The sequence below is a fragment of the Buttiauxella cochleicola genome, assembly GCF_021282435.1.
Taxonomy (GTDB): Bacteria; Pseudomonadota; Gammaproteobacteria; order Enterobacterales; family Enterobacteriaceae; genus Buttiauxella; species Buttiauxella massiliensis.
The window spans coordinates 23,359-36,130 of the sequence record NZ_JAJSOT010000010.1 but is presented as its reverse complement, the minus strand read 5'-3'; the positions used below and the strand labels follow the sequence as shown (position 1 = coordinate 36,130).

The following is a 12,772-nucleotide window of genomic DNA, read 5'->3' as shown; positions in this document are numbered from 1 at the left end:
AAGCGCAACGCTCCCGACAAACCCACCCCAAAGTTTCACGTAAAGTTTCAATACCCCATGCCGATAACACCCATAAGAAATCATTAAAAGGGTGTTATATGTTGAACCGTATTCGCGTTGTCACCATGCTAATGATGGTGCTGGTGGTGTTCGCGCTGCTCCAGCTCATCTCTGGCGGAATGTTTTTTAACTCACTCAAACATAATAACGACAGCTTTAAAGTTTCCAGGGAGTTACGCGTTCAGCAGTCAGAACTGGCCAACACCTGGGAATTGATGCTGCAAACACGCATCAACCTGAGCCGTTCTGCGGCGCGGATGATGATGGATGCCAGCAATGGGCAAAGTGCAGCAAAAACGGACCTGCTGAATAACGCCAAAAAATCTCTCGTTGAAGCGCAAAAACATTACGCCGCCTTCAAACAAATCCCCGCGATTACGCCAGAACTTGAAGCGCTGGTGCAGGGCATTGATGACGATTACCGCAACTACAACCAGGCGCTGAGCGAGTTGGTTGGGTATCTGGAAACCGGCAACATGGACGCCTATTTTGCGCAGTCCACCCAAAGCCTGCAAAACGCCCTCGAGAAAGAATACGCCGACTACATTGCGCTCAACGACCGCATGTACGAGCAATCGTATATTGCCAGCACTCACGACTATAACTTTGCCAAGTGGCAGATTGCGGGGCTTGCACTCGCGCTGTTCGCGGTGATTGTGCTGGTGTGGTTCGGTATGCGACGCATCCTGCTGCAACCGCTGGCAGTGGTGATTGGGCATATTCGTGAAATCGCCAACGGCAATCTGACGGAAAATATTGTTTCTACCGGGCGCAACGAAATGAGCGAGCTGACCTCCAGCGTGCGCCATATGCAGCAAGAACTGATCATAACCGTCGGCAGCGTGCGTGATGGTTCTGATGCCATCTACAGCGGTGCGACGGAAATTGCCGCCGGAAATAACGACCTCTCTTCCCGCACTGAACAGCAGGCGGCATCGCTTGAAGAAACCGCCGCTAGCATGGAACAGCTCACCGCGACCGTGAAACAGAACGCGGAAAACGCCCGTCAGGCATCTCAATTAGCATTAAGCGCCTCCGAAACCGCTCAGCGCGGCGGCAAAGTTGTGGATGGTGTAGTGAAGACCATGCACGACATCGCCGGTTCATCGAAGAAAATTGCTGATATTACCGGCGTGATTGACGGCATCGCTTTCCAGACCAACATTCTGGCGCTGAACGCCGCAGTAGAAGCGGCGCGCGCCGGTGAACAGGGGCGTGGTTTTGCCGTCGTTGCGGGCGAAGTGCGCAACCTTGCACAGCGTAGCGCCCAGGCGGCGAAAGAGATTAAAGGGCTGATCGAAGATTCTGTTTCCCGCGTGGATACCGGCTCTGTGCTGGTTGAAAGCGCCGGAGAAACCATGAGTGACATCGTGAATGCCGTTACGCGTGTGACCGATATCATGGGCGAAATTGCCTCCGCCTCTGATGAGCAAAGCCGTGGTATCGACCAGGTTGCGCTGGCGGTTTCAGAAATGGACCGCGTCACTCAGCAGAACGCCTCTTTGGTTGAGGAATCAGCCTCTGCGGCTGCCGCACTTGAAGAGCAAGCCAGCATGCTAAGTCAACTGGTTGCGGCCTTCCGTTTAACGACTGAACCGACTGTTACACCGTCCGTTAGCGCCACGGTATCGTCAGCTCCGGTTATCAAAACGAGTAAGCCGACAACAAGCGGGCACGACGATAACTGGGAAACTTTCTAAGAAACATTAATGGCCGGCAGACGTGCCGGCTGAGGGGCTGTGATGTTCAACCGTATCCGAATTTCGACCACTCTGTTGTTAATCTTGATCGTCTGCGGCGTGTTGCAGATTGGTAGTAATGGATTGTCTTTTTGGGCATTCAGGGATGATTTTCAGAATCTTAAAATGGTTGAAGTCGGAAACCAGCAACGTGACACCTTAACGCAAAGCCGCGCGGCTTTGTTACAGGCCAGCACTGCCTTGAGCCGTGCCGGTACGCTGACGGCGCTCAGTTACCCGCCGGAAGACATTAAGCGCTTGATGGCAAATGCCCGTGGCAGCCTGAAACAGGCTGACATGCTGTTTAACCAGTTTCTGGAAATCCCACCTTTAAATAAAGAAGGTGAGGATATGGTGGTATCGACAAAGCAGAGTTACGCCGCTTATCGCGATGATTTACAGCATCAGGCGACCTGGCTTGAAAGCAATCAGCTTTCTGACTTCCTGGGTGCGCCGATTCAGAAATCACAGGATATTTTTGACGCTTACTTTAACGCCTGGCAGCAGAGCATCAATGACACCGTGGCGGCATCGAGTGCTGACAGCAAAATGAACTACCAGATCTCGGCGATTATTTTCGCCAGCGTGACGGTGATCGCCATCCTGATGCTGATTGGTTCAATTATCTGGTCGAGCAGAATGCTGGTGCAACCGCTGGATATTGTGCGTAGCCACTTTGAACACATTGCCGCGGGTGATTTAGCACGCCCGATAAGCGTGTATGGGCGTAACGAAATCTCCGAGATTTTCCGTAGCCTGAAAAACATGCAGCAAGCGCTGAAAGAGACCGTGCAGCAAGTGCGTCAGGGCAGTGGAGCGATGCACACCGGGATCGCTGAAATTGCCGCGGGCAACAACGATCTCTCTTCCCGAACTGAACAACAGGCCGCATCACTTGCTGAAACTGCCGCCAGCATGGAGCAACTGACCGCAACAGTGGGCCAGAACGCCGATAACGCACGTCAGGCTGCACAGCTTTCCCGGACTGCGGCAGACACCGCTCAACAGGGCGGAAAACAGGCTGCAAACGTTGCCCGCACCATGCACGACATTGCGGGCAGCTCGAAGAAAATTGGCGACATCACCAGCGTGATTGATGGTATCGCCTTCCAGACCAACATCCTTGCTCTGAACGCCGCCGTTGAAGCTGCGCGTGCCGGTGAGCAAGGGCGTGGGTTTGCCGTGGTGGCCGGTGAAGTACGCAACCTGGCACAACGCAGTGCGCAGGCTGCCAAAGAGATCAAAGTGCTTATTGAAGAATCGGTCGACCGCGTGCAGCACGGTTCACAACTGGTTGATACGGCAGCCACGACGATGGCGGAAATCGTGCGTTCGGTTACGCAGGTTAACGACATCATGGGCGAAATTGCTTCGGCATCCGACGAACAGCGCCGTGGTATCGAGCAGGTAGCACTCGCGGTAAGCCAGATGGATCAAGTGACACAGCAAAACGCCGCGCTGGTAGAAGAAGCGGCAGCAGCAACCGATGCTCTGGCAAACCAGGCCGAACACCTTAGCGGTGTGGTATCGGTGTTTAATCTGGAAACTGTCGGCAATGAAGACGTCACCAGAGATTTAGTCACCAACGGGGTGCTCGCCACCTCCTGAAAGTAATTGAGAAGACGCTATGACATCACCACTGTCCACTGGACAATCGTCATTAATGTTACAGATGACACAGCGTCTACCGCTGTCCGACACGCACTTTCGCCGGATATGCCAGTTGATTTACCAGCGTGCAGGAATTGTGCTGGCCGATCACAAGCGAGACATGGTTTACAACCGCCTGGTGCGACGTTTACGTACTCTGGGGCTGGAGGATTTTGGACACTACCTGAGCATGCTGGAGGCTAACGGCAGTAATGCCGAATGGCAGGCGTTCATTAACTCCCTGACCACTAACCTGACGGCTTTTTTTCGCGAAGGTCACCACTTTCCGATTCTCGCAGAACATGCGCGTAAACGTAGTGGGGAGTACAAAGTCTGGAGTGCGGCAGCCTCAACCGGTGAAGAGCCGTATTCCATCGCTATAACGCTTGCAGATGTGCTGGGTATGGCACCTGGGCGCTGGAAAGTCTTCGCCAGTGATATCGACACCCAGGTGCTGGAGAAAGCCCAGAGTGCCATTTATCGCCAGGATGAACTGAAAACGCTGTCGCCAGTACAGATGCAGCGTTATTTCCTGCGTGGCACCGGGCCACACGATGGGCTGGTACGGGTGCGTAGCGATCTGGCCAGTCACATGGAGTTTGCGCCAATCAATCTTTTGGACAAGCAAGCGCCAATTCCTGGACCGTTTGACGCCATTTTTTGTCGCAATGTGATGATTTATTTTGATAAAGCGACACAGCAGCAAATTTTGCAGCGTTTTGTACCGCTGCTAAAACCGGGCGGATTGCTGTTTGCCGGGCATTCGGAAAACTTCAGTAACCTCAGCCGCGAGTTTTTACTGCGTGGGCAGACCGTGTACGGACTGAGTAAGGAAAGATCATGACAAAAATAACCGTGCTGTGCGTCGATGACTCCGCCCTGATGCGCCAGATCATGACAGAAATTGTCAATAGCCACGATGACATGGAAATGGTGGCAACCGCGCCAGACCCGCTTGTGGCTCGTGATTTGATTAAGAAATTCAACCCTGACGTGCTGACGCTGGATGTAGAAATGCCGCGCATGGACGGTCTGGATTTCCTTGAGAAATTAATGCGCCTGCGCCCGATGCCGGTGGTGATGGTTTCATCGCTCACCGGGAAAGGTTCGGAAGTGACTTTACGAGCGCTGGAGTTGGGCGCGATTGATTTTGTCACCAAGCCGCAGTTAGGCATTCGTGAAGGAATGCTGGCCTATAGCGAAACTATTGCTGAGAAAGTGCGTACTGCTGCGAAGGCAAAACTGGCGGCGCGAGCACCCGTTGCAGCGCCTGCTGCGTTGAAAGCCGGGCCATTACTCAGTTCAGAAAAATTGATAGCTATTGGTGCATCAACCGGTGGTACCGAGGCGATTCGCCATGTCCTGCAACCGCTGCCGCTATCAAGCCCGGCGGTACTAATTACGCAGCATATGCCTCCAGGTTTTACTCGCTCGTTTGCTGACCGGCTTAACAAGTTATGCCAGATAGCGGTGAAAGAGGCAGAGGATGGCGAGCGTGTGTTACCGGGGCACGCCTACATCGCACCGGGCGATAAACATATGGAGCTTGCCCGTAGCGGGGCGAACTACCAAATCAAAATTCATGACGGCCCACCCGTGAACCGGCATCGTCCGGCCGTGGATGTGCTGTTCCACTCTGTCGCCAAATTCGCCGGGCGTAACGCCGTGGGCGTCATTTTGACGGGAATGGGGAATGACGGCGCTGCAGGGATGTTGGCAATGCATAAAGCCGGGGCATGGACTATCGCCCAAAACGAAGCAAGTTGTGTGGTGTTCGGCATGCCGCGTGAGGCCATCAACAGTGGTGGTGTCAGCGAAGTGGTCGATTTAAGCGTAATCAGTCAACAGATGTTGGCAAAAATTAGTGCCGGACAGGCAATACGTATTTAACCGAAGGAACCCAATAAATGGCAGATAAAGAACTCAAATTTTTGGTGGTGGATGACTTCTCTACCATGCGTCGCATTGTCCGTAACCTGCTAAAAGAGCTGGGTTTCAACAACGTCGAAGAAGCAGAAGATGGTGTCGATGCGCTCAATAAACTCAACGGTGGCGGCTTTGGTTTTGTTATCTCTGACTGGAACATGCCGAACATGGACGGTCTGGAGTTGCTGAAAACCATTCGTGGCAACGGTGCAATGTCGGCTCTGCCGGTATTGATGGTGACCGCTGAGGCGAAGAAAGAGAACATCATTGCCGCAGCACAGGCGGGGGCGAGTGGCTATGTGGTAAAACCGTTTACCGCCGCAACACTTGAAGAGAAGTTAAACAAAATCTTCGAAAAGCTCGGCATGTAAGGAGAGGCTCATGCACTCATCTACCAATCCCGCGTCAGAGTTACATTCAACCGGCGATATTATCGTTCGGATAGGCAGCCTGACCCGAATGCTGCGCGACAGCCTACGCGAGCTGGGCCTTGACCAGGCGATTGCCGAAGCGGCGGAAGCGATTCCCGATGCTCGTGACCGCCTGGACTACGTGGTGCAGATGACCGCGCAGGCCGCAGAGCGCGCGCTGAACTGTGTGGAGCTGGCTCAGCCTCATCAGAACAAACTGGAATCCGACGCCAAAGCACTCAATGGCCGTTGGGATGCCTGGTTTGAAAACCCAATCGAGCTGGGTGATGCCCGTGAACTGGTTACCGATACGCGCAGCTACTTGTCTGGCGTCCCGAGTCACACCAGCTTCACCAACGCCCAGCTTCTGGAAATCATGATGGCGCAAGACTTCCAGGATTTAACCGGTCAGGTCATCAAGCGCATGATGGATGTTATCCAGGAAATTGAACGCCAGTTGTTGATGGTGTTAATGGAGAACATGCCAGAACTGGATGCGCGTGCAAAACGCCCAGCCGACAGCCTGCTCAACGGCCCGCAAATGAACGCGACCGCAGCGGGTGTGGTTGCAAGCCAGGATCAGGTTGATGATTTACTGGATAGTTTAGGGTTTTAATATTGGGTGCTGTGTCTAAGTGGCACAGCGTCATTTTTTCTTAATGACGTTATATATCCATCATCCTTCAAGCTGCAGGGGTGTTGGCTGCGCTCACTTACCCAAACTACTTACCTTAGTAAGCTCATTGGGATAAGCTCCCTGGCCGCCTATTTGTAACTCGAATGCTAATGGGTATATACCCAAAAGATTACAAGTATAATTTGAGAGAGAGATCACATCAGGGAAATACATTACCTTTTTCGGAAATGCATTTATAGTGAATGGTTTTTGGTTTTTGTTGAACATTGATAATAATGTCCTCACCTTTCTGCCATTGTTCAAGTAAAATAAGTAACTTGTCAATTCGATCTGCGGTGATTAAATTTTTGTCAAAGTTGGCGCGTTCGTATTGTATTAACTCGGTGCTGCTATAGCAGGACAAATGACTTTGAAGGAAGGCACAAAGTTTTCCTCCTAATGTAGCAGCATTTTTCCCGTAAATAGTCCGGATGATTTTTACTACAGAACCTTTTTCGTTAGGGTTTTTTTCTAACACCAGGTCTAAACGTCTGTTAATTAAGTCCTGTAAATAATTTGGCTGAGTGATTATTTTCTTTGCTTTAATATCATAAATTACAGCATCCCAGGTCATTAACGTGGTATGTAGTAAGCTATCGATATTATGTAGTGAAATAACATCCTCTCTGAACGCCCAGGTATCTTCCAGGCTCCAGATATCATAATCCATGCGTGAGTAAGTCAGCCGGAAACCACCAAATTTATTCTCGGTAAAGTTTGGGATGTTTAATGATTCTAACGCCTCATACAACTCATGACGACTTCCGTGGAAGACCAGATCGATGTCTGAACTGAAGCCGTTATGGCCAAACAGTCCTATGTCGCGAATCATGCCACCGAAAATGTAGACATGAGCATGCATAGACAGCGCTTCGATGAAGTTGCTGGCCGCCTGACGCTCGTCTTTCTCTGAAGCGAAAAATCCTTCAACTCTTCGCTTCAGATTTCGCTTACTTTGAACTATGTTCATACTCATACAAGGATTTTAGCTCATCGTGTAGGGCAATCAAATAACTATCTGTCATGCCAGAAATAGCATCGGCGAGAAGTTGCGCTTCTTTGTAAAGCACGGGCAGATCGTTTTGAGGGCTTTCAAAAATGCGGCGATAATTTTCGGAGATTCTGCCATAGACATATCTGCCAAATGGTGTATCAGAATGGTATTCCGGCAATGTTGTGGCTGATGAAAGCTTTTCATCTTTCTTTTGCTGTTTAGTTTTATGTCCATGAATACCAACCCAGAGCATATCCATTAATCCCTTTATATAATTCGAACCTTCTAATTCGAGTTTTAATACACTGCGATGTTGGTATCCTCTGGTTCGGTCGAACATTTTCAGGGCTTCACATAAAGCATGTCCTTTACTTATTGAAATGAGATCTTTTTCCTGACAATTAATGTCAAGAAAGTTGTCTTTGTTTTCTTTGAATGCAATGACAACAGCATCAACTAATTCAGCTATGGCATAAACCCTGAACATTTGCATGCTCATGTCATTCAGCTCTGCTGGGGATAACTCTCCTTTGGCATACTCTTTATTGTCTTCTTTGCTTTTAGTAATGACATTACGCATTATTTCATCGGATGAGGCATTATTCTGACAAGAGAGGAAGTCCATTAAATCATGGAATGAAGCTAAACCCTTTTTAACCGTATCTTCTGCATCAAGTACTGAATAAGCAATATCATCACACGCTTCCATAAGATAAGTGAAAGGATGACGGATGCCTTCTCTGAGACCGGTTTTCTCCCAGATGTCTTTGACGACGGGCTCTTCGGAGTAGAAGAAACCATGCTTTTTCCACTGCTTTGAACTTGAAAATGAGGTTCGCGGGTACTTGAGCATTGAGGCCAGTGTGGCGTAGGTAAGATTAAGGCCAAACTCATCATTGAGAATTTGAAGTTTGGTTACCAGCCTGAAGGTTTGTGAATTCCCATCAAACTGGCGGAAATCATTGTAAATTTTATCCATGGGGCAACTGGTACAAACGGGAATTTCTTTCCTGAACCATTCACCCATCGCCCGTTCCCCTTGATGGCCAAAAGGGGGGTTGCCAAGATCATGTACTAAACCTATAGCAGCGAGCAGTGCCGGGACATCACGTTCAACACAAACGTCAGGTAGGTTTGTGCCGAAAATATCCTCTTTCATTTCGAACGCCAACCTAACCCCAATTCCTCGTGCCAGATTGGCTACTTCATGTGAGTGGGTCAGACGCGTTCTCACACTATCATTTTTATCCAGGGGAAAAACCTGGGTCTTATCTGCCAGGCGGCGAGTGGGGGCCGCAAATAAAATTCGGTCGAAATCTCGTTCTATCTGAAGCCGACCTTTGGCGGTTCCTACAGAATTGGTTTTTTTAGGTTTACGCCGATTAGCGTTAAGTAATTCAGTCCATTGCATCGTTTGCTCCTTATTTAATCATGATTGATAAAACGGTGGAAAAGTAGCAAACGGATCTTTGGATGAGAAGATGGCAGGGCGTTGATTTTTTAATCTTTAGGCCATGCTCGCAAATCCAGATGCAAGAAAATGAAATCCTATCGTTGCGCACACAAACTACTTAACCCACAAACAAACCTACAAATTCCCCCGTTTTCCTCCCATTAGCGTTCCCCCTTTCTGACATGCTGTGCTGGTAATTGTGGCCACGAGATTGTTGCAGTGTCAGAAGAAAGCGACGACGACAAAACAGAAGCCCCCACACCCCACCGACTTGAAAAAGCGCGCGAAGATGGGCAGATCCCCCGATCCCGCGAGTTGACCTCACTGCTTATGCTATTGGTGGGAATCAGCATTATCTGGATGGGTGGGGAGCCGTTGGCGCGACAGCTGGCGGCAATGTTGTCTACTGGTCTCCATTTTGATCACAGCATTATTAACGATCCCAATCTTATCGTTAAACAAATCAGCCAACTGATTAAACAGGCCGTCTGGGCACTGTTACCGCTGATTTTCGGGCTGGTGATTGTGGCGATTGCAGCCCCCATGCTGTTGGGTGGCATCCTGTTCAGCGGGAAGTCGATACAGTTTAAATTCAGCAAAATGAATCCAATTTCCGGACTCGGGCGGATGTTCTCAGCCCAGGCAGGCGCTGAACTGCTAAAAGCCTTCCTCAAAGCCATTTTGGTCGGCTGCGTAACGGCCTGGTATCTGCTGCACAAATGGCCAGAGATGATGCGCCTGATGAGTGAACCGCCATTGGCCGCTTTGGGACACGCATTAAATATGGTAGCGGTGTGCGGTTTGCTGATTGTACTGGGGCTGACACCAATGGTCGGCTTCGACGTGTTCTTCCAGATTTTCAGCAACATTAAAAAGCTTCGCATGAGCCGCCAGGATATTCGCGACGAATTCAAGCAACAAGAAGGCGACCCACATGTTAAAGGCCGTATTCGCCAACAACAGCGTGCCGCCGCTCGTCGCCGCATGATGTCAGATGTGCCGAAGGCCGATGTGATTGTGACCAACCCAACGCACTATTCGGTGGCCTTACAGTACGACGAAAACAAAATGAGTGCGCCAAAAGTGCTGGCGAAAGGGGCCGGCCTGGTTGCGCTGCGTATTCGTGAAATTGGTAATGAGCACCGTATTCCAATGCTCGAAGCTCCACCGCTTGCGCGTGCGTTATACCGTCATGCTGAAATAGGGCAACAAATTCCTGGGCAGTTGTATTCCGCCGTAGCAGAAGTGCTGGCATGGGTATGGCAACTGCGGCGCTGGCGTGTCGCTGGCGGATTAATCCCGAAAAAACCTGAAAACCTTCCAGTGCCTGAAGCGCTGGACTTTGCAAACGAGAAGGACTCCGATGGCTAATTTGCTCGCAACACTGCGTCTGCCTGCCAGTATGAAATCCGGGCAATGGCAAATTCTTGCCGGACCGATACTGATCTTGATGATCTTGTCGATGATGGTACTGCCGCTTCCGGCGTTTATACTGGATTTGCTCTTCACCTTTAACATCGCGTTGTCGATTATGGTTCTGCTGGTGGCAATGTTCACCCAGAAAACCCTCGAGTTCGCCGCTTTCCCAACCATTCTACTGTTTACCACCTTACTGCGCCTGGCGTTGAACGTGGCATCAACACGTATCATTTTGATGGACGGGCACACCGGTGGTGCGGCAGCGGGTAAAGTGGTTGAAGCCTTCGGCCACTTCCTCGTTGGCGGCAACTTTGCCATCGGTATCGTGGTGTTTATCATCCTCGTTATCATCAACTTTATGGTTATCACTAAAGGTGCCGGGCGTATTGCTGAAGTCGGCGCGCGCTTTGTGCTGGACGGTATGCCGGGTAAACAGATGGCGATTGATGCCGATCTTAACGCCGGCTTGATTGGTGAAGACGAAGCGAAAAAACGCCGTTCAGAAGTCACCCAAGAAGCTGATTTTTACGGCTCGATGGACGGGGCCAGTAAATTCGTGCGTGGAGATGCGGTCGCCGGGCTGATGATCATGGTGATTAACGTGGTGGGTGGCCTGTTAGTCGGCATGCTTCAGCACGACATGCCTTTTGGTGCAGCAGCAGAAACTTATACGCTGTTGACCATCGGTGATGGCCTGGTTGCGCAGATCCCTGCGTTGGTCATCTCGACCGCAGCGGGCGTTATCGTTACCCGTGTTGCAACCGATCAGGATGTTGGCGAGCAGATGGTCACCCAACTGTTCAACAATCCGCGCGTTATGCTGCTGAGTGCCGGTGTTCTTGGTTTGCTTGGCATGGTGCCGGGAATGCCAAACTTTGTCTTCCTGCTGTTTACTGCTGCATTGCTTGGGCTGGCATGGTGGATGCGCGGCCGTCAGATGGAGCAGCCCACGGCACCATCAGCCCCGGTCAAACCGCAGGAAAACCCACAGGCGGTTGAAGCAACCTGGAATGATGTGCAACTGGAAGATTCGCTGGGAATGGAAGTCGGTTACCGCCTGATTCCGATGGTGGACTTCCAGCAAGACGGCGAGCTGTTAGGGCGAATCCGCAGTATCCGTAAGAAATTTGCGCAGGATATGGGGTTCTTACCGCCGGTAGTCCATATTCGCGACAATATGGACTTGCCGCCTGCACGTTATCGTATCCTGATGAAGGGCGTCGAGATTGGCAGTGGCGACGCTTATCCGGGGCGCTGGCTTGCTATCAACCCAGGCACAGCCGCAGGCACTCTTCCCGGCGAAACCACGACTGACCCGGCATTTGGCCTTGCCGCCACCTGGATTGAAAGCGCGCTTAAAGAGCAGGCACAAATTCAGGGCTTTACCGTGGTCGAAGCCAGTACCGTGGTCGCCACGCATCTTAACCATTTGATTGGCCAGTTTGCGCCAGAACTGTTTGGCCGCCAGGAAGCACAACAATTACTCGACCGTGTCACCCAGGAGATGCCGAAATTGACGGAGGACCTGGTGCCGGGTGTGGTGACGTTAACCACACTGCATAAAGTTCTGCAAAACCTGCTGGCTGAGAAAGTGCCGATTCGTGATATGCGCACAATTCTTGAAACTCTGGCAGAACATGCACCGATACAAAATGACCCGCATGAATTAACAGCGGTAGTGCGTGTAGCGCTGGGAAGGGCGATTACTCAGCAATGGTTCCCAGGCAATGGTGAAGTGCAAGTCATTGGCCTGGATGCGGCACTTGAACGTTTGTTATTGCAGGCATTGCAGGGGGGCGGTGGGTTAGAACCTGGCCTTGCCGATCGCTTGCTGGAGCAAGCTCAGGAGGCGCTGAAACGTCAGGAAATGCTCGGTGCACCGCCGGTGTTGTTGGTTAACCATGCGCTGCGACCATTGTTGGCGCGTTTCTTACGTCGCAGCCTGCCGCAACTCATGGTGCTTTCAAGCCTTGAGCTATCCGAAAACCGTAACATCCGTATGACTGCGACCATTGGAGCGAAATAATGAGCCGCCTGTTATTGCTGATTCTCTTCCCTTTAATGACCCATGCCGCAGGTGAGGGAGCATGGCAGGCCAGTGGCGTGGGTGCCACGCTTAGCCACCGGGGCACTTCAGCATCATCCCGTGCTCTGGCACCTTCGCAACCCGTGAATGGGGTAATGACGATGGTCGCCTGGCGTTATGAGCTGATTGGGCCGACGCCTGCGGGGTTAAATGTCCGGCTGTGCTCGCTGACTCGCTGTGCCGAAATTGAAGGGCAGAGTGGGACGACACGTGGATTGACCAATGTGGCGGCAAATGAGCCGCTGCGGTTTGTCTGGGAAGTTCCTGGTGGCGGCGCTCTTTTCCCGGCACTGAAAGTTCGTAGCAATCAGGTTATCGTGAATTACAAATAGTCTTTAAAGCCGCATCGCTGATGCGGC

General features: G+C 51.2%; 11 protein-coding genes. 9 read left to right on the top strand and 2 right to left on the bottom strand.

Translation table 11 applies throughout. From position 1 onward, the window contains the following. Positions 1 to 98 precede the first annotated feature (98 nt). The 6 genes from tar to cheZ are packed head-to-tail and all read left to right on the top strand — an operon-like array spanning position 99 to position 6,401. On the top strand, positions 99 to 1,760 hold the full coding sequence (gene tar / locus LVQ77_RS19425) for a methyl-accepting chemotaxis protein II (protein WP_232864795.1): 1,662 nt from the start codon (positions 99 to 101) through the stop codon (positions 1,758 to 1,760). 42 nt (positions 1,761 to 1,802) lie between these two features. Continuing rightward, complete coding sequence (locus tag LVQ77_RS19420; protein ID WP_232864796.1) at positions 1,803 to 3,407, top strand: methyl-accepting chemotaxis protein; 1,605 nt, start codon at positions 1,803 to 1,805, stop codon at positions 3,405 to 3,407. 19 nt (positions 3,408 to 3,426) lie between these two features. Beyond that, complete coding sequence (cheR, locus tag LVQ77_RS19415) at positions 3,427 to 4,293, top strand: protein-glutamate O-methyltransferase CheR (RefSeq protein ID WP_232905274.1); 867 nt, start codon at positions 3,427 to 3,429, stop codon at positions 4,291 to 4,293. After that, complete coding sequence (locus tag LVQ77_RS19410) at positions 4,290 to 5,339, top strand: protein-glutamate methylesterase/protein-glutamine glutaminase (protein ID WP_151994688.1); 1,050 nt, start codon at positions 4,290 to 4,292, stop codon at positions 5,337 to 5,339. The genes cheR and LVQ77_RS19410 overlap by 4 nt, the downstream gene beginning before the upstream one ends. Positions 5,340 to 5,356: 17 nt before the next feature. After that, positions 5,357 to 5,746, top strand: coding sequence for a chemotaxis response regulator CheY (gene cheY / locus LVQ77_RS19405; RefSeq protein ID WP_034455094.1), 390 nt, complete (start codon positions 5,357 to 5,359; stop codon positions 5,744 to 5,746). 10 nt (positions 5,747 to 5,756) lie between these two features. Then, positions 5,757 to 6,401: a protein phosphatase CheZ gene (cheZ, locus tag LVQ77_RS19400; protein ID WP_034455095.1), complete on the top strand. Its 645-nt coding sequence runs from the start codon at positions 5,757 to 5,759 to the stop codon at positions 6,399 to 6,401. A 220-nt stretch (positions 6,402 to 6,621) separates the two neighbouring features. Here cheZ and LVQ77_RS19395 read toward each other — a convergent pair whose 3' ends face one another. Both LVQ77_RS19395 and LVQ77_RS19390 read right to left on the bottom strand, forming a co-directional pair. Then, positions 6,622 to 7,431, bottom strand: a complete 810-nt coding sequence (locus tag LVQ77_RS19395; RefSeq protein ID WP_232905273.1) for a hypothetical protein — start codon at positions 7,429 to 7,431, stop codon at positions 6,622 to 6,624. Next, positions 7,412 to 8,866 (bottom strand): deoxyguanosinetriphosphate triphosphohydrolase family protein, encoded by a 1,455-nt coding sequence (locus LVQ77_RS19390; protein ID WP_232905272.1) that lies wholly within the window; start codon positions 8,864 to 8,866, stop codon positions 7,412 to 7,414. Before LVQ77_RS19390 ends, LVQ77_RS19395 begins: the two co-directional genes overlap by 20 nt. A 261-nt stretch (positions 8,867 to 9,127) precedes the next feature. On the opposite strand from LVQ77_RS19390, the gene flhB reads away from it, so the two are divergent. Genes flhB through flhE form a run of 3 tightly spaced genes read left to right on the top strand, consistent with a single transcriptional unit; the run spans position 9,128 to position 12,745 of the window. Next, entirely contained in the window at positions 9,128 to 10,279 is a 1,152-nt protein-coding gene (flhB, locus tag LVQ77_RS19385) for a flagellar biosynthesis protein FlhB (RefSeq protein ID WP_151994685.1), read from the top strand. Then, positions 10,272 to 12,353 (top strand): flagellar biosynthesis protein FlhA, encoded by a 2,082-nt coding sequence (gene flhA, locus LVQ77_RS19380; RefSeq protein ID WP_232905271.1) that lies wholly within the window; start codon positions 10,272 to 10,274, stop codon positions 12,351 to 12,353. Before flhB ends, flhA begins: the two co-directional genes overlap by 8 nt. Continuing rightward, positions 12,353 to 12,745, top strand: a complete 393-nt coding sequence (flhE, locus tag LVQ77_RS19375) for a flagellar protein FlhE (protein ID WP_232864801.1) — start codon at positions 12,353 to 12,355, stop codon at positions 12,743 to 12,745. The genes flhA and flhE overlap by 1 nt, the downstream gene beginning before the upstream one ends. The last annotated feature ends 27 nt before the right edge of the window (positions 12,746 to 12,772 follow it).